Annotated in this window: 16 protein-coding genes; 6 read left to right on the top strand and 10 right to left on the bottom strand. The window is 59.9% G+C overall.

The features are described from left to right. Window positions 1–191 precede the first annotated feature (191 nt). Window positions 192–5,426 (top strand): dermonecrotic toxin domain-containing protein, encoded by a 5,235-nt coding sequence (locus AC3ITY_RS05375; protein ID WP_489308022.1) that lies wholly within the window; start codon window positions 192–194, stop codon window positions 5,424–5,426. A gap of 117 nt (window positions 5,427–5,543) precedes the next feature. Beyond that, window positions 5,544–6,461, top strand: coding sequence for a transcriptional regulator MetR (metR, locus tag AC3ITY_RS05370; RefSeq protein ID WP_489308021.1), 918 nt, complete (start codon window positions 5,544–5,546; stop codon window positions 6,459–6,461). Window positions 6,462–6,652: 191 nt separating this feature from the next. On the opposite strand, the gene AC3ITY_RS05365 is transcribed toward metR, so the two are convergent. The 5 genes from AC3ITY_RS05365 to AC3ITY_RS05345 all read right to left on the bottom strand — a co-directional run bounded on the left by AC3ITY_RS05365 (window position 6,653) and on the right by AC3ITY_RS05345 (window position 10,713). Beyond that, entirely contained in the window at window positions 6,653–7,150 is a 498-nt protein-coding gene (locus tag AC3ITY_RS05365; protein WP_489308020.1) for a GNAT family N-acetyltransferase, read from the bottom strand. Window positions 7,151–7,152: 2 nt separating this feature from the next. After that, window positions 7,153–7,791 carry a LysE family translocator gene (locus AC3ITY_RS05360; RefSeq protein WP_015093692.1) on the bottom strand — a complete coding sequence of 213 codons (639 nt, stop codon included), beginning with the start codon at window positions 7,789–7,791 and terminating at the stop codon, window positions 7,153–7,155. Window positions 7,792–7,814: 23 nt separating this feature from the next. Continuing rightward, complete coding sequence (locus AC3ITY_RS05355; RefSeq protein WP_489308018.1) at window positions 7,815–8,249, bottom strand: NUDIX hydrolase; 435 nt, start codon at window positions 8,247–8,249, stop codon at window positions 7,815–7,817. 155 nt (window positions 8,250–8,404) lie between these two features. Continuing rightward, window positions 8,405–9,730 (bottom strand): APC family permease, encoded by a 1,326-nt coding sequence (locus AC3ITY_RS05350; RefSeq protein ID WP_046041027.1) that lies wholly within the window; start codon window positions 9,728–9,730, stop codon window positions 8,405–8,407. 161 nt (window positions 9,731–9,891) lie between these two features. Beyond that, the gene (locus AC3ITY_RS05345) at window positions 9,892–10,713 is read right to left on the bottom strand and encodes a carbon-nitrogen hydrolase family protein (RefSeq protein WP_223458719.1); all 822 of its coding nucleotides are present in this window, start codon (window positions 10,711–10,713) and stop codon (window positions 9,892–9,894) included. A 124-nt stretch (window positions 10,714–10,837) separates the two neighbouring features. Between AC3ITY_RS05345 and AC3ITY_RS05340 the strand changes: the two genes are divergently transcribed. Further along, the gene (locus AC3ITY_RS05340) at window positions 10,838–11,638 is read left to right on the top strand and encodes a helix-turn-helix transcriptional regulator (RefSeq protein WP_008000231.1); all 801 of its coding nucleotides are present in this window, start codon (window positions 10,838–10,840) and stop codon (window positions 11,636–11,638) included. A gap of 142 nt (window positions 11,639–11,780) precedes the next feature. Continuing rightward, on the top strand, window positions 11,781–13,400 hold the full coding sequence (locus AC3ITY_RS05335; RefSeq protein ID WP_489308016.1) for an FMN-binding glutamate synthase family protein: 1,620 nt from the start codon (window positions 11,781–11,783) through the stop codon (window positions 13,398–13,400). A 335-nt stretch (window positions 13,401–13,735) separates the two neighbouring features. On the opposite strand, the gene AC3ITY_RS05330 is transcribed toward AC3ITY_RS05335, so the two are convergent. The 4 genes from AC3ITY_RS05330 to AC3ITY_RS05315 form a co-directional block, all read right to left on the bottom strand. Then, window positions 13,736–14,701, bottom strand: coding sequence for a glycosyltransferase family 2 protein (locus AC3ITY_RS05330; RefSeq protein WP_489308015.1), 966 nt, complete (start codon window positions 14,699–14,701; stop codon window positions 13,736–13,738). Window positions 14,702–14,991: 290 nt separating this feature from the next. Continuing rightward, entirely contained in the window at window positions 14,992–16,500 is a 1,509-nt protein-coding gene (locus AC3ITY_RS05325) for a glucosyltransferase domain-containing protein (RefSeq protein WP_489308013.1), read from the bottom strand. 1 nt (window position 16,501) lies between these two features. Further along, window positions 16,502–17,443, bottom strand: a complete 942-nt coding sequence (locus AC3ITY_RS05320) for a glycosyltransferase family 2 protein (RefSeq protein WP_489308012.1) — start codon at window positions 17,441–17,443, stop codon at window positions 16,502–16,504. After that, a complete protein-coding gene (locus AC3ITY_RS05315) occupies window positions 17,440–17,814 on the bottom strand; it encodes a GtrA family protein (protein WP_489308010.1) in 375 nt (124 codons plus the stop codon). Before AC3ITY_RS05315 ends, AC3ITY_RS05320 begins: the two co-directional genes overlap by 4 nt. 243 nt (window positions 17,815–18,057) lie before the next feature. Between AC3ITY_RS05315 and AC3ITY_RS05310 the strand changes: the two genes are divergently transcribed. Then, window positions 18,058–19,182: an OpgC family protein gene (locus tag AC3ITY_RS05310; RefSeq protein ID WP_489308008.1), complete on the top strand. Its 1,125-nt coding sequence runs from the start codon at window positions 18,058–18,060 to the stop codon at window positions 19,180–19,182. 149 nt (window positions 19,183–19,331) lie between these two features. Here AC3ITY_RS05310 and AC3ITY_RS05305 read toward each other — a convergent pair whose 3' ends face one another. Next, entirely contained in the window at window positions 19,332–20,753 is a 1,422-nt protein-coding gene (locus AC3ITY_RS05305; protein WP_489308007.1) for an amino acid permease, read from the bottom strand. A 380-nt stretch (window positions 20,754–21,133) separates the two neighbouring features. Between AC3ITY_RS05305 and AC3ITY_RS05300 the strand changes: the two genes are divergently transcribed. Continuing rightward, the gene (locus tag AC3ITY_RS05300) at window positions 21,134–21,592 is read left to right on the top strand and encodes an REP-associated tyrosine transposase (RefSeq protein ID WP_489308006.1); all 459 of its coding nucleotides are present in this window, start codon (window positions 21,134–21,136) and stop codon (window positions 21,590–21,592) included. The last annotated feature ends 265 nt before the right edge of the window (window positions 21,593–21,857 follow it).

Here is a 21,857-nt window from a genome sequence, read left to right as displayed (position 1 = left end):
GTAGAGCGCGAGTCTGATGAAGTTTGTTCAAGCGCGCTGCCACAGTTCCATGACAGTTTGATGAAGAGTGCCGGGCGGTCATCCGGCGTCAGATTCAGCCTCGCAATAACTATGTACCACCCGACCGTTTGACGACTGCCTCCTAATGCCCGTACCGCCGGCATGGCCCGGCCTTCTGGAGACTCATCGTCATGGCTGACGAAACCACCCCCCTTGCGGCCGATTTCGGCCTTACTTTCCCATTGCCCGTCAACCCGGACCAAGGCCTGAGCCTGAGCGCTGCGGCGCGCTGGAGTGATTGCTGTGAGCAGTGGCGGGCGCTCATGGCGCAGAGCCCGCAATCACCTCTCGATAGTGATTGGTGGGCTGCCCGGGCGCGCGGTACGGATCAGTCACGCAAGGCACAGGCAAACCGCTTGTACCGCCAGCATTTCGAGGCGTCGAGCCAATGGGCTTTTGCGCAGGGCATTCTGCAAGCCGAACAGATCAAGACATTGCAGGCGATCATCGACCCGCCCGCGCAGGCGGTAACACCTGACACCCCGCGCTTCTACGTCGAGCAACTGCGACTCAAGGATGACACTGCGCGATCAGTGGAGCTATCGGGCGCGCTGGTCATCACCCGGGACACGAAGCAACCGGTCGCTCAGTTGCTGTACTTGCCTTCCCGGACAACCGGCTGGATGACCTTTCAAAGTCGCGATGAAATGGAAAGCTGGCTGATCGAACATCAGCCGCAGATGTTCGACCAACCCCGGCTACCGACAGGCACAGTCAGTGTCGATTACACAGTACTTGAGCAGAGGGTGCTGCAGACCAGCGCCGGATCCCTGTGGTCGCGTTTGCTCGTCGCACCTGACGACCGGCCGCGTAACGAATTGATCCTGGCCCTGCCCGCCGCCCTGCCGGACGTGGAGACCAACGACGACGGTGTCCTGTTCGGCCAGTTGAGCCCTGATATTCCACTGGGCATCCGTCGCCAGGCACTGGTGCAACAGCGCACGGCACTGGATGCCTTGCTGGGCGAGAACTTTCAGGGCGACCACACTGACCCGCGTCTGCAGCGTCTGCAACAGCAAATGGACGCCCTCACCATGGCCGAGCAGGCCAGCACCACCGCCGCAATCGCGCTGCTGCACACCGACAGTGCGCAGGAAATGCTGGAACTGCGCCACAAAAACCGCCCGCATTACGCCGCCCTTTACCAGGCGCGCCTGGACGGCCTGCGCGCCGAAGCCGGGCTGCAACTGAGCCTGAACCAGATCAGCCACGAGGAACATCAATGGCTGATCAGCGTGCTGGATGCACCGGATCAACCACGCCCGGCCGGGGTGGTGGTCGCGTGCCTGGTGTTGTCGATGACAGACACCGAAGGTGGCACCACCCGCACACAAACCCGGGAACTGGACGGTGTATTGCTGTTTTCCCGGCCGTCGGCATTGCTGTCGCCCTCGACCGAAAGCCTGTTGCTCTACTGGCCCGGACGCTTCGGTGGCCTGCAACGGTTCGCGTCTCGACAGACGCTGGAGCAGACGCTGTTCAAACTTGCGGCCAACGACAGCGCTCAAGCGCTGCATCTTGTGCCGCTGACTGCAAACCCGTTCGAATACACCCTGCAGAACCAGCTTCACAGCTGTGAACAACAAGTGGCCCGGCTGCTGACCGCCAACCCGATTCCAGCTCGCGCCAGTCAACGCGAGACTGAACTGGAAAAGCTGCGTGAACAGACCCTCGCCTGCCTGACGGTTCCTGTCCCCGCAGCCCGGGAGCTGGCGCACCAGCACATTGTCGAGCAAGTTCACAGCAGTGCACTGGCCGCACGTTTGCCAGCGTGGCACGACACCCTGTCCGCCGCACAACGTGATCGGATCAAGTCGCTGTTCAAGTCATACATCAAGGCCATGAAGCGCTCCCATGAATGGCTGGAGCGCGAGTTGCCGCCCCGCGATGCATTCAGCAAAAAGGCCATTGATGCCCACCTGCACAAGGCGTTCGGCCTGACCCGCAACGTTGACGTGCTACTGGACGTGCCTGACTCCACCGCCTGGCGCAAGGTCGTCACCGAGGGTGCGGCACCGGGAACACCCCAGGAAAATGTGCTGGTCGCCAGCCAGCAACGCAGCAAGTTGTCCCTCGGCGACCTGGCGCAAAGCAACATTGATCAGGCGATGTCATGGCGACTGTCGTTCATGCAAGTCGAGACCAGCGGCGGCGACCCGACAGATCAGCAGAAGCTGAAAACCGGCATCACCCCGACCTGGCTGCGCAAGATGGTCACCGAACTGGACCTGGCCGGACAGTATGAAACGCTGATCCGTGAAACCTTCCTCGGTACCTCGACCGCGCCAGCCTTCAGCAATGAATACCGCCACGAATGCCTGAGCGAACCCTGGCGCCTGATGCTGCGCCTGCAAGGCGAGTTCGCCGTGCTCGCCAAAGACATCAATGCCGATGGCCAACAGGTCCTGGACATCGCCATAGATGCCGGCAGCCGTGAAGCCTCCAGCACCAATGGCCAACGCATCGAACTGCTACCGGCGCACCTGACGGTGGGCGGCAGCGACACCCCTGGCCAGGGGCCGAGCACCCTGTCTGGCGTGACCTTCATTGTCGAGCGGATCAGTGGCCTGACCCTGCTCTACCTGCCGGACAGCCCGGACGGTGTGTTTGTGCGCCAGTTCGACAGCCTTGAGCAGGCGCGGATACGGCTGTTCAACGATTGCCTGCGTAGCTCCATGGTCACCTATCTCGCCGGACGGGCCTTGACCGGAGAGTTCGCTCATCACGTCAGTCGAATCAATGAGGCGCGAGTAAGAAACTTCGACGATCTGGTCGGCGTCGGTACGCCTTGGCCATCCCGCACCTCCCTGGCGGCGCATCTGCTGAACGTGCACATGGGCCGTTTGCTGGAAGCCCATCGGATGACATCGCGCTCCAACGATGCCTTGTACCTGGAGCAAGTCGCCCTGAAGTCCGGCGCGATGTTCAACTACCTGAAAATGGCCGTGGGCATGCTGCCTTTCGTCGGTGCGACCATCGCCCTGTACGACGCCTGGAACAGCGCCAACCTGGCGGTGGCCGCTTTCATGCGCGGGGATGTCGGCCACGGGCTGGCCGAGGTCGAAGCGGTGCTGTTGTCACTAATCGACGCGGCCATGGATGTGCTGCCCGGTGCCAGTGCAGCACCTTCGGCGGCGCGTGCCATCACCCGCCAGCGCCAATTGCGCGCCGTCAGCAAAAGCGCCGGCGCCCTGAGGAGTTCGACGCAGCGCCAGGCACAACGAACCCTGGAACGCTTCAAGGGCTATGAATACGAACAGATGATCTCCCTCGCCGGCCTGCAACCGGGCACCGAGGGCGTCTATCGCCAGGTATATCGCCACGCTGACGGCCATTTCATGGTCAGCCAGGGGCGAATCTATCGCATCGAACTGGAGGGCAATCCACCCCGCTGGCGCTTGAGCGGCACCAGCAGCCGAACCTACAAACAGCCTGTCGCCCTCGATGAGTCCGGCCACTGGAACACCCACTACGCGGTGTACGGCACCGTGATCGAAGGCGGCGGCGTAGGGGGTGGCGCGGTGCTTGGGCACATGGCCGATGGATTGGACCCACTCTGGCCGGTCGCCATTCGCCGCTGGCTGCCACGCTGGTGGACGGATCGGGCCTTGCGTCGCCAGTTGACCCTGAAAAACACCGCCGATGCCTATACCCGGCGCCTCGATACCCAGACCCGCAAGAACAACAGCCTGGTGCAGGGCTATTACGATCTTGCGCCCGCGCAGCGCCCGGCACTTCGCCCCGACGTCGAGCTTGCCTGCCTGGACGATATCGAAACCGCACAGGCTTTGTACCTGACCCTTGAAGAGCTGATGGCATTGAGTCATGGCAACAATCGCGCCCAGATCAATGACATTCAAAGCCGCTGCGCCTGGATTGTCGTCGACCGCCTGGACCGCAGGATCGGCCTGGCCAGGGAGCGACTGGTGGAAAGCCTCGACCGGATCGAACAGTTGATCACCCGTTCGGATTCAACGCCGGTCAACGATACCGCCGCACATTTGAAACTGATGGCCGAGCGCAAGGAGGTCCGAAAAACCTTTATCAAGGAATTCGACCAGCAACACCAGGCCGTCGAGCAAGCCAACCGATGGAACCGCCGCATCACCCGCCCCAAGCATAAAGAGAACGTGGCCAAGACCGTCGAACTGCTGAACAAGGCATACAGCGATGCCAATTACCGGTACCTGAAGGCGGCGCATGTGCTGGAAACCATCACCCACTACGACGCTGTCGACGACCTGTCGTGGACTTACTTTCATGTGCAGTTGAAAAAGTCCCGCGAGAAGGTCGGGCGTGCCCTGCTGACCCAACATCAACTGCCGCAAGTACGCTCCAACGTCGGCCAGCGCAACAGGGTTTTCGAAGACTGCCAGGCCATTTACACCCAGTTCCGTCGCCAGCTTGGCGCCTGGACACTGGGCTATCCGCAACACCTGGACTTGGAGCAAGTCACTGTGTTTCTGGATAACCTCGATCAGATGGAAGCATTCGCCCGCCATGCCCTCAAGAACCGCTCCACCATCACGCCAGTGGAGGAACGCTCCGGACGGCAATTGTTCGAAACCGAGGACAACCAGTTGCTGATCGGCGTGGCCAGTACCGACACCACGACGCGGCAACAGCGCTTCACCATCGAAGGTGTCGATGGCCGTACAGAAACCTGGCTGCCCCGCTCCACCGGTAAATATCACCTCAGTGAACCAGCCGTCTCCGCGCAACCGATGCTGCCGACCGATGTCAGGCCACTGCTGACAGAGGCCGGAAAAAGGCTGGGAGCCGCGGACGCCTATACCAACAAAGTCAAAGGCTATGCGCAGCAAAACATGCTGCCCGTCGACCTGGAGCACATGATGAGCAGCGAAGCTGCGGAGTTGACCCTGCGCGCCCAGGCCATCGAACGGTTGTCCCCCGCCGAGACCGTGGCGCTGCAATTGCGCAATCGGGCGGATGAGATGTTGCGCTCAGGGCGCACCCTGCGCATCGATCAAAGCATGAGCAGCAAAACCCCGACCGAAGGTTATCTGGACTATCTGCTTGAACAGCAAGTGGTGGACATCCGCAAGGAAGGCGGTTTGCGCGACCTGGGCAAACGCGCAGACGGACAACGGGATTTCCTGCAGGAATACGAGGTGCGCGACCTGCGCAGCGAACCGGCGCAAACCCTGTGGTACGCACACTTCCACTACACCTCGGCCAAGCCTCAGTTCAGCGACTTCGTCAAAGGCCATCTGAAACTGCCGGAACAACGCAACCTGGGCCTGCAATGGCAGAAGGACGTGGCCGCCAGTGGCGGTACGGTCGAGGCGATCTGGCGCGGCGACATTGGCAAACCGCTGGGCAACAAACACTTTTCCGCGCTGTAAAGTAACAACGGCGGAGCACGCAATGTGCTCCGCCGTGCTTGTGGTCGACAGCGGCATCAACATGAGACAAACTCAACCTTTTCGATTTATCGACAAGTTTTCCTCATGGAGCCCCCGGTGCTTGAAATCCGTCACCTCAAGACCCTGCACGCCTTGCGCGAATCCGACAGCCTGGTGGATGCGGCCGATCGCCTGCACCTGACCCAGTCAGCCCTGTCCCACCAGTTCAAGGAGCTGGAGGAGCGTATGGGCATGCCGCTGTTCGTGCGCAAGACCAAACCGGTGCGTTTCACCAGCGCCGGATTGCGCCTGCTGCAACTGGCTGACGCCACCCTGCCGCTGCTGCGTGCCGCCGAACGAGACATCAGTCGCCTGGCCGGTGGCACCGCCGGTCGCCTGCACATGGCCATCGAATGCCACAGTTGCTTCCAGTGGCTGATGCCGACCATCGACCAGTTCCGCGACGCCTGGCCGGAAGTCGAGCTGGACCTGGCCTCGGGGTTCTCCTTCGCCCCGCTGCCGGCCTTGGCCCGTGGCGATCTGGACCTGGTGGTGACCTCCGATCCGGTGGACCTCGCCGGGATCACCTATGTCCCGCTGTTCACTTATGAAGCGATGCTCGCGGTGGCCAACCAGCACCGCCTGGCCAGCAAGGCCTATATCGTTCCCGAAGACCTGCTCCCGGAAACCTTGATCACCTACCCGGTCGAACGGGACCGGCTGGACATCTTCACCCGCTTCCTCGAACCCGCCGACATCGAACCGGCCCAGGTCCGCACCTCGGAACTGACGGTGATGATGATGCAACTGGTGGCCAGCGGTCGCGGCGTGTGCGGCATGCCTCATTGGGCGCTGCATGAATACAGCTCGCGGGGCTATGTGAAAGCCAAGCGGCTGGGTGAGAAAGGTTTGTTCGCCACGCTGTATGCGGCGATCCGTGCCGACATGCTCGACGCGCCGTACATGCGCGACTTCTTGCTGACGGCCAAGGACACGTCGTTTTCGACGCTGGATGGGGTGAGTGCGGTTCGCTAAAACAATCAGACGATGCGGTCTTTGTGGCGAGGGGGCTTGTCGGAGCGCCGAACCGCCCCGTTCGGCTGCGAAGCAGTCGCGAAAACTGCAAGCGCATTGTGTCTGAAGAAATGCTGAGGAGCGCTTCGCACTCCAACGGGGGCAAGCCCCCTCGCCACAAAAGCTCGCTCCTACAGGGATCTTGGTGACCCTTATATTTCGCGCCACATATGGATCTTGTCGAAGTAATCCTCCCCCACCCGCACGGCCATCGGTTCCAGGCCGAACTGGACGAAACCGCAGCGCTGGTAGAGGTTGAACGCGGCATCATTGCCGGCGGTGACGGTCAACTGGATCAAACGCAAACCCGCATGGCTCTGCGCCTCGGCCAAGGCAGCCTGAACCAGTTGATGGCCGAGCCCGCGCTGGCGGACCGTCGGTGAAACATACATGCCAAACAGCGTCACCTTGTGCCGGGCCTTTTCCCGAGGCTCGAACGCAAGGCCAACAATGCCGGCCAACCGGCCTTCTTCGAACGCCCCGAGCACCACGTCCAGCTTGCCGGTCAGGCGCGACTCCCACCAGCTCAGCGGCATCACCGCCCGCTCACGCACGCTCGAGGTGAAGGCCTGCGGATGCAGGTCGTAGGCTTCGAGCATCAGCGCCCGGTAGTCCAGAGCATGGCTGGCATCCAGTCGTTCGATCCACATCCTCAAGCCATCCGTTTTTGCTCAAGCATCAGCCGCAGCGCCAGCCCCGACAATACGAAGCCCATGAAATAGCGCTGCATCGCCAGCCAGGTCGGATTGTTGACGAACCACGAGGCGATGCCCGCGGCAAACATGGCGATCAGCAGGTTGACGCAGAAACTGACGCTGATCTGGGTCAGGCCGAGGATGATGCTCTGGCTGAACACCGAGCCATGCTCCGGCGTGATGAACTGCGGAAACACCGACAGATAGAACACCGCGATTTTCGGGTTCAGGGCGCTGGTCAGAAAACCCATGGTGATCAGCTTGCGCGACGAATCCGGGGGCAACTGCTGCGCCTCGAACGGCGAGCGCGCACCGGGTTTGACTGCCTGCCAGGCCAGCCACAACAGGTACAGCGCACCGGCCCACTTCAACACCTCATAGGCCATCGGCACCGCCAGGAACACCGCGGTCAAACCGGCGGCCGCGGCAAACAGGTGCACGAAGAATCCGGCGACCACCCCAAGCAACGAGATCACCCCGGCCTTGCGCCCCTGGCAGATCGAACGGGAGATCAGGTAGATCATGTTCGGCCCGGGCGTCAGCACCATCAGCAACGCGGCAGCGGCAAAAATCAGCAGGTCTTGAAGCGGGATCATGGGCGAAGTCCTTTGCGTAATGATCAGGCGATCGCGGTCAGCGATGCTCGATAAAACGGCAGGATCAGGTCCCGTGTCAATGGCGCCAGGCTGACACCGCCATCGGTGGCCGGGTCGATCCAGATCACTTCTTCGATCTCTGCCTCCGGGGTGACATTCGAATCAATATTCAGCTGAAAGAGCTCGGCGTGTACGACAAAACCCGGCTCGTTGGCGGCCGGTGCCGAGAAGTGACCGAGGTAAACGGCCTGCGCCGGGTCGATGTCCAGACCCAGCTCCTCTTCCAGCTCCCGGGCCAGGGCGTGGACCGGCAATTCATGGGGCTCGATCTTGCCACCCGGCTGCATGAACGCCGTGGTACCGCGCTTGCGCACCAGCAACGTGCGGCCGTCAGGGCCGATCAACAGGGCAGCGGCGATGCGAATAGTCCCGGAAGCCGGCATGGAAAACGTCGACATAAACAGAAGGCCCTTGACTCAAAAGCGGCAAGGATCACATGTCCGCCCTGTAGGAGCGAGCGTGCTCGCGATGGTCGTGAACGAAAACGCGTAAAACCAGATGCCCATCGGCGCCCTCAGGTTTATCGCGAGCAAGCTCACTCCTACAGTTTCCTTTATGCAGCTTCCTGGAAATCCATCTCCGGTGGCTGCCGACGGAAACCACCGGTCAACACCGCCAGGTACACCACGCCAATCGCCAGCCAGCTCAACCCCAGATAAACCGCCAGATGATCGAGGCTGACCATCAGCCACAAATCCGCTGCCAGGCCGATGAACGGGAACAGCAGGAACAGCACGAATTCGCGCGGGCCTTTTTTCTCGCCACCGATCCAGTAATGGAAGATCACCGACAGGTTGACCAGGCTGAACGCCAGGAACGCGCCGAAGTTGATGAACGAGGTCGAGGTGGTGACGTCCAGTTTCAGTGCCAGTAACGCCACCACCGCGCACAGCAGGATGCTGTTGATCGGCGTACCGAAGCGTTCGTGCAGGGTGCCGAAAAACGCTTTCGGCAACACGCCGTCGCGGCCCATGGCGTACAGCAGTCGCGAACCACTGGCCTGGGCCGACAGGCCCGAGGCGAACTGGCCGACGATCAGGCCGATCAGGAAGATCGAGACGAACAGGTCGCCACCGATGTTGCGGGCAATTTCATAGGCCGCCGAGTCGACGTTGTCGAACTGGAACGACGGATGAGCAATCTGCACGAAGTACGAGACGCCGACGAAGATCAGCCCGCCGATCAGGGTGATCAGCATGATCGCCCGGGGAATGGTGCGGCGTGGATCGCGGGTTTCTTCGGTCAGGGTGCTGACCGCGTCGAAGCCCAGGAACGAGTAACAGGCGATGGCCGCGCCGCTCATGATCAGCGGCATCTGCATGTCGCCATTGAAGAACGGTTTGATCGACCACAACGGCGTACTCGCATCACCACCGACGTAATGCACGCACAGCGCGACGAAGGCGATCAGCACCAAAAACTGCACCAGCATCAGTAAGGCATTGATGCCGTTGGCCAGTTTCAGGCCGACGATATTGATCGCGCTGGTGATGCCGATGAACGCCAGCACCCAGATCCACTGCGGCACCGCAGGGAATGCGGAGTTGAGGTAGGCCGCGCCGATCAGCCAGATCGCCATGGGCAGGAACAGGTAATCGAGCAGCACCGCCCAACCGGCGATGAACCCGAGTTTCGGGCTGATGGCCTTGCGCACATAGCTGTAGGCCGAGCCGGCCACCGGGAACGCCGAGGCCATGCGCCCGTAGCTCATGGCGGTGAAGAACATCGCCACCAGCGCCGCGAGGTACGCGGCCGGCACCATGCCGGCGGTGGATTGGGCGAGGATGCCAAAGGTGCCGAGCACAATGATCGGCGTCATGTAGGCGATGCCAAACAGCACCACCGACCCTAATGACAAGGTGCGTTGTAAACGAGCCATGAGCGACTACTCCGGAATTATTAGATTTATGGCAGAGCCGAGTTCGGCGCAAATTACGGGTGTTGCATTGTTGTTCTTCGATCAGACGGGTGTGTTGTCCGGAAGGGCCTCATCGCGAGCCTGCTCGCGAAGGCGTCAGCCCAGCCAACACGGAATCCGGATCAGCGCGCAGGAATCAGCAGCTCCCGCACTCCAGAAACATGCTCAACCACCTCCCCCGGCAACCTCAGCCGCTGATCATCCAGATAGCGATAATCCTGGCGCGCCGCTGTCAGCTGGTTCAGGTCCAGCTCGACCGCAAACTGCCCTTCCTCGCGTCCGGCTTCGAACAACAAGGTGCCCAGCGGATCGACCAATGCGCTGCCACCGGCAAACAACAAACCACCGTCACCCTCTTCCACCCGGTTGACCATCAGCGCAAACGCCTGGTTTTCCTGGGCGCGGGCCATGATCGCGGTGCGGTGGGTCGGACCGTACGGGTCCATGTTGCCGTTGGTCACCAGCAGCAACTCGGCACCCAGTTGCGCCAGGGCGCGGGCGCTTTCGGGGAATTCGATGTCGTAGCAAATCAGCAGGCCCACGCGCACGCCGTTCCACAGGCAGGTGGCGTAGCGATCGCCCGCCTCGTAGACACCGCGATCCGAGGCCCACAAATGAGTCTTGCGGTATTTCAGCGCGATGCCTTCGGGGGTGATCAACAACGTGGTGTTGTAGAAGCGGCCGTTGTCGTTCTCGGCCATGCCGATGGCCACGGCGATATTGCGCTCGCGGGCGGCGGCGATCACCGCACTGACGGACGGGCCGTCCAGCGCCTCGGCCACCTCGGCCACGGACTCGGCCGAAGGGAATCCCATCAAGTGGCCTTCGGGGAACAGGATCAGCTGCGTATCGGCAGCGCACGCAGCCATCGCCGCCAGGGTGCGTTCGAGGTTGTAAGCCGTATCGTTGTCACGGCCTGCCAATTGGGCGAGTTCGACCTTCATGGGTATTCCTTGTTATGGACCGGGCGGCAGAAAGATTGCCCGGTCGGTGTCTGTGCGCCAGTATGCGCAGCAAGCAACCGGGCGGGGAATTACGCCGCTGGGGTAACACGATAGGGGTAGATGCATGACACTCTCGTTGGACGACATCGCCTGGCACCGCTCGGTGGGGCAACTGATCGACGCCCTGGACAAGCCCAATTTCTGGACCCAGCTTGTACGCCTGTTGGACCAGTACGTGTCCTTCGACAGCTGGGTGGCGCTGCTTTTCAGTGCCGATCAGCGCCCCCAGGTGTTCGCCGAATGCCCCGGCGAAGACGGCAGCCCTGACCAGTTGTTCCAGGATTACCTGCGCGGCCTGTACCTGCTCGACCCCTTCTATATCGCCTGCCGCGAGCAGTCTCGCACCGGGCTGTATCGCCTGTCGGAAGTCGCCCCGGAGCACTTCGAGCTGACCGAGTATTACCAGCGCTACTTTCGTCTGAATGTGGTGGCCGACGAAATCCAGTTCAATTGTCAGCTCGAAGGTGACCGCACGCTGTGCCTGTCGCTGGGCAGCACGCAGCGCTTCAGCAGCCAGCAGATCGCCTTGTTGTCGTTGATCCAGCCGTGGGTGCTCGGTTTGTTGCGCCAGCGTCTACCCTATGAAATCAACGAAGTCGTGGCCCTGGCCCCCGCACCGCCGCAAGCCGACTGGCGGGTACAGCTGGAGGCCTCGGTGCAGCAACTCAAAGGCGCGCAGTTGACCGCCCGGGAGCTGGATGTCGGGCGTTTGATGCTCAGCGGTTGCTCCAGTAAAGAAATCGCCCGTAAGCTGGAAATCTCGGTCGAAACCGTGAAAGTCCACAAGAAACACATGTACAGCAAGCTGGGGATCAAATCCCAGTCCGAGCTGTTTTCGATTTTTCTCCAGGCACAAAATGCCTGATTGAAAAACTGTAGGAGCGAGCTTGCTCGCGAAAAACGCCAAGGCAACGCGGCCATTCAGACAGCATGCGTTATCGTTAACGAGCATCGCGAGCAAGCTCGCTCCTACAGGTCACTGATGAGTCCGAACCCAAGGAAACCGTATGAGCCTGTCACTCCTGAGCCGCTACGCCTTCTTTGCCGTCTGCGTGATTTTCACCCTCGCCAGCCTGCCGTTTCTTGAATACGACTGGCTCTGGCCGATTACTACCGTCACCGCTGTCCTCAGTCTGATCGGCCTGTTCGATCTGCTGCAAAATCCGCACGCGGTGCGCCGTAATTACCCGATCCTCGGCAATATCCGTTATCTGGTCGAAGGCATCCGCCCGGAAATCCGCCAGTACCTGCTTGAATCCGACAGCGACGCCCTGCCCTTCTCCCGGGCCCAGCGCTCGCTGGTCTATTCCCGGGCCAAGAATGAAACTGCCGACAAACCCTTCGGCACGCTGATCGACGTGTATAAATCGGGCTTCGAATTCATCGGCCACTCCATGCGCCCCGCGCCCTTGAGCGACCCGAGCAGTTTCCGGGTGACGGTCGGCGGCCCGCAGTGCACCCAGCCGTATTCGGCCTCGGTGTTCAACATTTCAGCCATGAGTTTCGGTTCCCTCAGCGCCAACGCCATCCGCGCCTTGAACCAGGGCGCCAAGCTCGGCAATTTCGCCCATGACACCGGCGAAGGCAGCATCAGCCCCTATCACCGGGAAAACGGCGGCGACCTGACCTGGGAGCTGGGCAGCGGTTACTTTGGCTGCCGCACCAGCGACGGACGCTTCGACCCGGAACGCTTCGCCGCGCAAGCCCGGACGCCGCAGGTACGGATGATCGAAATCAAGATGAGCCAGGGCGCCAAACCCGGCCACGGCGGCATCCTGCCCAAGCACAAGGTCACCAAAGAAATCGCCGAAACCCGCGGCATCCTGATGGGTGAAGACTGTGTGTCACCGTCGCGCCACAGCGCGTTTTCCACACCGATCGAAATGATGCATTTCATCGCACAGCTGCGTGAACTGTCTGGTGGCAAACCGGTGGGTTTCAAGTTCTGTCTCGGCCATCCGTGGGAGTTCATGGGTATCGCCAAGGCCATGCTGGAGACGGGCATCCTCCCGGACTTCATCGTCGTCGACGGCAAGGAAGGCGGCACTGGCGCTGCGCCTGTGGAGTTCACCGACCACATCGGTGTGCCGATGCGCGAGGGCTTGCTGTTCGTGCACAACACCCTGGTGGGCTTGAACCTGCGGGACAAGATCAAACTCGGCGCCAGCGGCAAGATCGTCAGCGCCTTCGACATCGCCAGCGTGCTGGCCATCGGCGCCGACTGGGCCAACTCGGCGCGCGGCTTCATGTTCGCCATCGGCTGCATCCAGTCGCAGAGTTGCCACACCAACAAATGCCCGACCGGCGTCGCCACCCAGGACACCCTGCGCCAGCGCGCGCTGGTCGTGCCGGACAAGGCCCAGCGCGTATTCAACTTCCACCGCAACACCCTCAAGGCCCTGGCGGAAATGCTCGCCGCCGCCGGCCTCGAACACCCGTCGCAGCTGTCGGCCAAGCATCTGGTGCGACGCATGTCGGCGACCGAGATCAAGCTGTTCTCGCAGTTGCATGTGTTCCTCAAGCCGGGGGAACTGCTGAGCGGCGAAGTGAACGGCGAGTTCTACTCGCGGATGTGGCAGATGGCGCGGGCGGACAGTTTCGAGCCTCATGAAATAGTGGCCGCTTAATCCTGATATTTCAGCGCTGACAGTCCAGGAGGACTTCAGCGCTCGCCGCCCAGAATAAACAGGCGCGCCTCGACATTCCCGCCGTTGAGCGTCAGCACCTGCTTCCACCCTGATGGAAAGGACCTCTCGCCCCATCCGAAGGTACGCTGGGGATGTAAAACTTCGGCTGGATACCTGTGGTGTTGCAGTAACTGAACGACAAATACCAGTACAAATCATCCAAGACAATTTGGTCGCCGCTCTCGGCTTTCAGATTGATACCGTCCGCTAGACCGGGCTGTAGGCGACGAAGTGTTGCCGTCTCACCTGAGCATCGACCAAGCGATCCATCGCGCTCAGGTGATCTTCTCCGCTGAGGCACGATCTACCAGCTCGTGACTACTTCTGGTGATTTCCTTGATCACATATCGGGGCCGATGCTTGGACTCCATGTAAATACGCCCGACGTATTCACCCAGAATGCCAATGCCTATCAGCTGTACGCCCCCCAAAAACAGAATGGCGGTCATCAGGGACGGATACACCGGCACATTATTGCCAAAAAGAACCTTGTCCAGAACCATGTAAGCCGCATACAAAAGCGCTATCAGAGAGATGATGCCGCCGATGTAGGACCATACGCGCAACGGTACAGTACTGAACGAGGTAATGCCCTCAAGTGCCAGATTCCATAACTTCCAGAGATTGAATTTACTTTTTCCAGCCACCCGTGGAGCACGATCGTACTCAATGACTTTTGTGTTGAAGCCTGCCCATGACAGTACACCTTTCATGAACAAATGCTGCTCCGGAAGGCTCTTGATGACTTCAACGACCTTTCTATCCATCAAGCGAAAGTCGCCAACGTTTTCCTCGATGCGAGTCGATGCAATCTGATTGAGTAGCCGATAGAACAGGCTTGCGAAATGACGTTTGAAATAACTGTCGGCCAAACGGTTTCGTCGTTTTGCCAGCACCACATCAGCCCCATTGATCCATTCTTCGATGAGCCGCGAAATGACACTGATTGGATCCTGCAGATCCACATCCATGGGAATGAGGGCATCGCCAGTTGCATGTTCCAACCCGGCAAACAACGCCGGTTCCTTGCCGAAGTTGCGTGAGAAACTGATCACCACCACACCGCTGTCGACCAAGGCAATCGTATGGGCAAGATCAGATGTTCCGTCTGTACTGCCATCGTTGATAAACACGATTTCAATTTGGTACTCGCGCAAGCTCGGATCCTGACGCACGGCCTGGTAGAACACCCCGATAGCCTGCTCTTCATTGAACACAGGGACAATCAGTGAAACCTTCATACCTCGCGCTCGCGAAATACTACGAAACGCGAAAAAAGGAACCCGCAAGCATTGATGAGTACAAAAAAAACCGGCCAATGAAGGAACGTATTGACCAGCCCGATGACCGCAAAGGTAGAGAATCCCTTCCACAAAGCTTTCATGCCGGCTCCCGCCAATATCCCTGCTTCAGGAGCATTCAAACTAAGTGTTGCCGCCACAGCGGTCTACTGACAGAAATAACAGGTTGGTAAGGATTTCAGACCAGCGGTCATACTGACGATGTAGACACTTTTCACGCCCCTTCAGACTCACCAACGCAGAGCAGTGATCGGGGCCGGTTCCTTCATCACGATGAAACCGTAATCACCGATCAGGTAAATCCGGTAGAACTGGCTGTCCACCAGCGCCGGATAGCCCTGATAACCCACCCGCGTAGCGTTACGCCGCTCCCGCTCCGCCACCACGTTGGTGATTCCCGCTTTCGGCAGATTCTCGGCCAGCATGTAAAAATCGGTATTGAGCAGGTAGTGCAGCACTGGCAACTGCTTGAACGAGCCAGCTGCCGCCACTAACCAATAGTCGGAATAACTCACCGAGATGTAGATCCGCCTGGCCTCGCGCAGCGACTGATGGCTGGCGATGTCGTACGCAAGACCGGCCAGCGCCGTGGACGCGAAGGTTTTCTGCACCGTCAGCACCCGGCCGTAGGCGAACGACAGCGACAACATGGCCAGCAGGGGAATCATCAACAACAATGGCAGGCGCTCATGGATCGACGCCAGCGCCAGATGACTCAAATAGCACAGCAACACCAGCAGCACGGCGAAACCCATCAAGGTGCGGGCGCCTTCGTTGAAGTCGCGGAAAAACAGCGCAACACCGGACACCAGCAGCGTCACCACCGGCAATGTCAGCAAACACATCAGGCCGATCAACAGTTTCTTCGGTCCGCCGTCCTGACGCGCCGCTACGTTCAATCCCAACCGCACCGCCCCGGCTATCGCAAGCAGCAGTAACCCGCCAAACACCCAGAGCCATCCGCCATGGAACAGCAGCACGACTTTTTCCAGGACCCGGGCAATGTTGATCTGGATCTGCAATAAAGGGTTCGCCGCCCAATTGAGCAGCAATGTGCGATTGGAGTCCATGAACGGATAAGCACTGACGCTGTAGATCAACCCGCCAAGTATGAGCTGGGCGGCTTTCCAGCCCAGCAGGTCGCGCCATGGCAGCGGGGTCGTTTTATCGTTGGCGGCCCTGAGCAACTCTAGGCAACACAGGCCCAGGAACACATTCAGGCTGATCTGATACAAACCCAGCGCCAGTGCAATCAGGAACGACGGCACCAGCCATTGCACACTGCGCCACGGGTGGCGAAAGGTGATCGCATAGATCACCGCCACCAGGCTCAGGGCCGTCGCGGGACCGTCGTATTGATAAGACAGGTTCTGCAGGAAGAACGGGTTGTACCAGAGCGGCAACAGCACCAGACAACAAGCGACGTTGGGCTGGCGGAAGTAATGGAACGTCAGGCTGGTCAGCGCCGACGCCATGGCCAGCGTGGCGATCAACAAGGGCAAGGGAAAGATGTTCGGCGCGGCATGGCTGAAGGTCAGCGCGTTGTAGAACAGCTGGGCGAACAGTCGGCCCTGTTCGGACCAGGCCATGCCCGCCGCCAGCGAGCGCCAGTTGTCATCGATATAGGGAAAATCCGCGAGGATCAACGGCAGGACATACACAAAGGTCGCGAACAGAAAAAACCGCCAGACCTGATGCCAGCTGAGTTCGCGAACGAAGAAGTCGCTGAACCGGCCCATGCTAGCGCCTGCCCCGGTCTTTACCGCCGACGATGTCCTTGATCACATAGCGCGGCCGGTGCTTGGCCTCGATATAGATGCGACCGATGTACTCGCCGAGGATACCGATGCCGATCAATTGCACACCGCCCAGAAACAGGATCGCGGTCATCAGCGACGGATAACCGGGGACGCTGTTGCCGAAGAAAATCTTGTCCAGCACCATGTACACCGCGTAAAGCACCGCGAAAATCGAAATGCCGCCACCGACGTAAGTCCACAAACGCAGGGGCACGGTGCTGAACGAGGTCACGCCTTCCAGTGCCAGGTTCCACAGCTTCCAGCCATTGAACTTGCTGTTCCCCGCCACCCTTCCTGCCCGCTCGAACTCCACCACCACGGTGTTGAACCCGGCCCACGACAACACGCCTTTCATGAACAACTGGTGCTCGGGCAGGGAGCGGATCACGTCGACCACCTTGCGATCCATCAGCCGGAAATCCCCGACGTTTTCTTCAATGCGGGTGTAGGCGATGCGATTGAGCACATGGTAGAAAATCGACGCGCTGTGGCGCCTGAGGTAGCCGTCGGCGGCCCGGCTACGGCGCTTGGCGAGCACCACGTCGGCACCCTTCTGCCATTGCTCGATCAACAACGGAATGACGTTGATCGGGTCTTGCAGATCGACATCCATCGGGATCACGGCATCGCCGCTGGCGTGTTCCAGGCCGGCAAACAGTGCCGGTTCCTTGCCGAAGTTGCGCGAGAAATTGATCAGCAGCACCTGATCATCCGCCTGGGCCAGTGCCGTGGCCTGTTCGGCCGTGCGGTCGGAACTGCCGTCGTTGATGAACACGATCTCGACGTCGGTGCCGCTGAGCTTCAACTCCCGTCTCACCGCCTGATAAAACAGGTTGATCGCCTGCTCTTCGTTGAACACCGGGACAATGAGCGAGATTTTCATTGATCACGCTCGCGAAACACCACGTATTTGGAATACAGGAAGCCGAATACCAGGCTCAACGCCGAGAACAGGACCACGGTGAGCAAACCATGCAATCGCCAGACATCGCCGAGATGGCCGACCCCCAGGCTCAATGCCCCCATGCCCAAAAGAAACAGCAGGTAACCTGCGACCGTGGCACTGGCGGCAAAGGTAAATTGCGCGTTCATGTAGAAAGAAAACGACGCAGCCACGCAGAAGGCCGCCAGGTTGCTGATTGCCTGGCTGAGGCCGGCCGCCACACTCAGCAGGAAAAAGATCTGCCAGTGGATCAGGGTGTTGGCGACCCCGATCGCCGTGTAACTGGACAGCCCTTTCCACAACAGTCTCATGTGAGGCTCCCGTTTCAGAACGTTGCACTCATTAGTATTTGAGCCTGCCTACTGTCAGAAATCGCAGGTTTTTGGACCTTTCAGACCAGCGGTTGAGCCTTGAAGCAACGCCCGAGACATCCGGAAATATCCCGACTTTGCAATTGCCCGCGAATCAGTCCACCCTGCGCGCCGCCGATCGGGCGCGTGGCCTTTGCCCCCGCGGCCTATCCCATTTTTACCCGCTGTTACGAGTCTGCTGCCATGACGTTAGCACGCGATCACCGGATCGACTTTTTTCGAGGTCTGGCACTGATCTTCATCTTTTGGGATCACGTGCCCCACAACCCTTTGGGGCAAATCACCCTGCGTAACTTCGGTTTCAGCGATGCGGCCGAGGTTTTCGTGTTTCTGGCAGGTTTTGCGGCCGTACTGGCGTACGGCAAAGTCCTGGCGCGCGAAGGCTTTCTGATCGCCTGCGTGAAAATCCTGCGCCGGGCGTGGGTACTCTACGTAGTGCACATCTTCCTGCTGGCGATGCTGATGGGCATTGTGTTTTTCGCCAACAGCCACGTGGAAACACGGGATCTGGTGGAGGAAATGGGCATGCATCACTTCATCAGCAACCCGCAGCAGGCCCTGATCGATGAACTGCTGTTGCGCTTCAAGCCGAACCTGATGGACCCGCTGCCGCTGTACATCGTGCTATTGGCAGGCTTGCCCCTGGTGCTGCCGATTCTGGTGCGCAAGGCCTGGGTGGTGGTCGCGATGTCATTGGCGCTGTATCTGATGGTGCCGCTGGCTGGCTGGAACCTGGCGGCCATCAAGGACGGCGTATGGTATTTCAACCCGGTTGCCTGGCAGTTGCTGTTCGTACTCGGCGGTGCCGCTGCGATTCACAGCCAGCGCCCGCGCCTGCCCGAGACGCGCCCATTGGTTCGCCAGCCGTTGTTTGTCGGTGCGGCGCTGTATGTCGTGGTCGCGGGTGTGTTGACCGTGCTGTGGCGTTGGCCGGACATACACGATGCCGTAGTGCCGACGAGCCTGCAAAACGTCCTGTACCCCATCAGCAAGACCGACCTGTCCCCCGTGCGCCTGCTGCATTTCCTCGCACTGGCCTACATCACGGCGAAACTGATTCCCGACAGCGGATGGACGCAAAACTGGCTCGCGCAGCAAAGTTGCCGCATGGGCCGTTTCTCGCTGGAGATTTTCTGCCTGGGCGTGCTGCTGGCGCCATTGGCGGACATGATCAATGCGTTGACCGACGATGCTTTTGCCATGCAGATCTTCACGGCGCTGGTGGGTGCCGGGTTGATGGCGCTGCTGGCGGCTTGGCTGGAGTTCAACAAGCGTTTGAACCGTTCAACGCAAATCGCACCCGCCTGAAATGCAAAAGCCCCGGTCACTGGACCGTCTTATGTAGGAGCGAGCTTGCTCGCGATGGACTCAAGAGTGCTGCGTTTATCCAGTAAACACGCGTTATCGTTGACGATCATCGCGAGCAAGCTCGCTCCTACAAGTTTCAGCGATACGACTTACGAAACCGAACGCACCGCACCTTGCGAAACATTGGTCGGTTGCAGCTTGAACACGTAGAACAGCACCGTCAGCAGCACCAGGAACGCAGGGCCCACATACAGCGCCACGCGGGTGTCCGGGAAGTACGCCATCAGGCCGACCACCAGCACCAGGAACGCCAGCGCCAGATACGAACTGACCGGGTACAGCCACATGCGGTATTTCAAGCCGGCCGCTTCGCTGGCGCTCAGGCCTTTGCGGAATTTCAGCTGGGCCAGCAGGATCATCGCCCAGGTCCAGATCGCGCCGAAGGTGGCAATCGCCGTCACCCAGACAAACACCTTTTCCGGCACCAGATAGTTGAGCAATACGCCCAGCAGCAACGCGCCAATCGACAGCAGCAATGCACGACGCGGCACGCCGTTGTTCGAGGTCTTGGCAAAACCGGCCGGGGCCTGGCCGTTCTGCGCCAGGCTGTAGAGCATGCGCCCGGTACTGAAGATGCCGCCGTTGCAGGACGACAACGCAGCGGTGATCACCACGAAATTGATGATGCCCGCCGCGGTCTTGATGCCCAGGCGCTCGAAAGTCATCACGAACGGGCTGCCCTGGGTACCGATTTCGTTCCACGGGTAGATCGACAGGATCACGAACAACGCGCCGACGTAGAACAGCAGAATCCGCCAGAACACCGAGCCGATGGCATTGGGGATGGTCTTTTGCGGGTTCTTCGCTTCACCGGCGGTCAGGCCGATCATCTCCACGCCGAGGTAGGCGAACATCACCATTTGCAGCGACATCAGCACGCCCTGTACACCGTTGGGCATGAAGCCGCCGTGGGTCCACAGGTTGGAAATACCCAGGGCCACGCCGTCGTTGCCGAAACCGAAGGCGATGATGCCGATGCCGCCGAACACCATCGCAATGATGGTGACGATCTTGATCAGGGCAAACCAGAACTCGAATTCACCGAAGGCCTTGACCGCGATCAGGTTGATCGAGCCCATGCTGACCAGCGCAGCGAGCGCCCAGATCCAGCGCGGCACGTCGGGGAACCAGATACCCATGTAGACCGCCACGGCAGTGATTTCCGCGACGCAGGTCACCAGCCACAGGAACCAGTAGTTCCAGCCGGTCAGGAAGCCCGCCAGCGGGCCGAGGTAGTCTTGGGCGTAACGGCTGAACGAGCCGGCGACCGGGTTGTGCACTGCCATCTCGCCGAGGGCGCGCATGATCACCAGGATCGCCAGACCGCCAATGATGTAAGACAGCATGATGGCCGGGCCGGCCATTTCGATGGCCTTGGCCGAACCCAGAAACAGGCCGACGCCGATACAGGCACCGAGTGCCATCAGGCGAATATGCCGCTCGCCGAGTTCACGTTTAAGCGGACCGCCCTGAGCGGTCTCGCCTTGGGGCAGGTGATTACCTACGGGCATTGGGGACAACCTCGTCTTGTTATTGGATATGACCACCGAGTGGCGAAGCGCTGACCGATAAGCCATCGCTTCCCGAACCGGTTCTGCTTCGTGGGCAGAGTCGTCTTGTAGGAAAAACCCGCAAGAACAGTGGGAAAAACGGCGCCGAGTATTGCACAACAATGGTGCATCGTCATGCCCCTGCCAAAGTCTATAAAGCTCTAGTTCAAGTGTTTCAGCCCTCCTACCTACTGTGGCGAGGGAGCTTGCTCCCTAGCCACAAAAGCGCTGCATGGATCCGAATCCTTCAATGATTTGGGAAATTTCACTCAGCAAATGCAGGATCAAGCAGGAAAACGAATAGCTAGCGTATTTAGCTAAACGCCAAAGGGAGCAACGGAATGCCTCCACATCCAAACTCGCATCTATTGCGCCGCGGACGTTACTCAGAACCAGGACGGGGCTATTTAATAACCGCAGTCGTGCATCAGCGCCGCCGAATATTCGCGGATTGGCGGCTAGGACGCCTTCTGGTTGAGGAGCTCAGGCGAGCCCACGAGCAAAAATGGGTCGACTCAATGGCCTGGGTCATCAGGCCGGACCACTTCCACTGGTTAATACAGCTTGAACGGTACACGCTGGCGCAACTCATGCAGGCCATCAAATCCCGCAGCACGCTGACGATCAACAGGGCGTTAAACGAGAGCGGTGCTTTCTGGCAAACCGGCTACCACGACCGGGCCATTCGCGATGGAGAAGATCTTCTACCGTTCGCTCGCTACATCGTTGCCAATCCATTAAGGGCGGGGCTTGTGGATAAAATTGGCGAATACCCGCTCTGGGATGCGTGTTGGCTCTGAGATCAAACGGCTGGCTAATCGCCCCCTGTGGCGAGGGAGCTTGTCGGATCGCCGCACCGTCCCGTTCGGCTGCGCAGCAGTCGTAAACCAGAGTACCGGATAATCCAGACGAATCGCATTGACCGGGCTGGGGGCCGCTTCGCAGCCCAGCGGGAGCAAGCTCCCTCGCCACAAAAGATGGCCATGACCCGACGTTTTGCCCTTCACATTTTTTTCACCTTCGCCAACCACCGTCTAAGCTTCAGTGAAGTCCGATCAATCTGCG

The sequence above is a fragment of the Pseudomonas sp. GL_091 genome (genome assembly GCF_057837725.1).
Note: the sequence above shows the minus strand (reverse complement) of the source record. Positions and strands in the feature narration are given on the sequence as shown.

Excerpts from the sequence above, each read along its gene's own strand:
- AC3ITY_RS05305 (WP_489308007.1), bottom strand. The coding sequence starts at position 20,753 with ATGCCCGTAGGTAATCACCTGCCCCAAGGCGAGACCGCTCAGGGCGGT.
- AC3ITY_RS05375 (WP_489308022.1), top strand. The coding sequence starts at position 192 with ATGGCTGACGAAACCACCCCCCTTGCGGCCGATTTCGGCCTTACTTTC.
- AC3ITY_RS05350 (WP_046041027.1), bottom strand. The coding sequence starts at position 9,730 with ATGGCTCGTTTACAACGCACCTTGTCATTAGGGTCGGTGGTGCTGTTT.
- AC3ITY_RS05355 (WP_489308018.1), bottom strand. The coding sequence starts at position 8,249 with ATGTCGACGTTTTCCATGCCGGCTTCCGGGACTATTCGCATCGCCGCT.
- AC3ITY_RS05310 (WP_489308008.1), top strand. The coding sequence starts at position 18,058 with ATGACGTTAGCACGCGATCACCGGATCGACTTTTTTCGAGGTCTGGCA.
- AC3ITY_RS05360 (WP_015093692.1), bottom strand. The coding sequence starts at position 7,791 with ATGATCCCGCTTCAAGACCTGCTGATTTTTGCCGCTGCCGCGTTGCTG.
- AC3ITY_RS05325 (WP_489308013.1), bottom strand. The coding sequence starts at position 16,500 with ATGGGCCGGTTCAGCGACTTCTTCGTTCGCGAACTCAGCTGGCATCAG.
- AC3ITY_RS05320 (WP_489308012.1), bottom strand. The coding sequence starts at position 17,443 with ATGAAAATCTCGCTCATTGTCCCGGTGTTCAACGAAGAGCAGGCGATC.
- AC3ITY_RS05345 (WP_223458719.1), bottom strand. The coding sequence starts at position 10,713 with ATGAAGGTCGAACTCGCCCAATTGGCAGGCCGTGACAACGATACGGCT.
- AC3ITY_RS05340 (WP_008000231.1), top strand. The coding sequence starts at position 10,838 with ATGACACTCTCGTTGGACGACATCGCCTGGCACCGCTCGGTGGGGCAA.
- AC3ITY_RS05335 (WP_489308016.1), top strand. The coding sequence starts at position 11,781 with ATGAGCCTGTCACTCCTGAGCCGCTACGCCTTCTTTGCCGTCTGCGTG.
- AC3ITY_RS05300 (WP_489308006.1), top strand. The coding sequence starts at position 21,134 with ATGCCTCCACATCCAAACTCGCATCTATTGCGCCGCGGACGTTACTCA.
- AC3ITY_RS05365 (WP_489308020.1), bottom strand. The coding sequence starts at position 7,150 with ATGTGGATCGAACGACTGGATGCCAGCCATGCTCTGGACTACCGGGCG.
- AC3ITY_RS05330 (WP_489308015.1), bottom strand. The coding sequence starts at position 14,701 with ATGAAGGTTTCACTGATTGTCCCTGTGTTCAATGAAGAGCAGGCTATC.
- AC3ITY_RS05315 (WP_489308010.1), bottom strand. The coding sequence starts at position 17,814 with ATGAGACTGTTGTGGAAAGGGCTGTCCAGTTACACGGCGATCGGGGTC.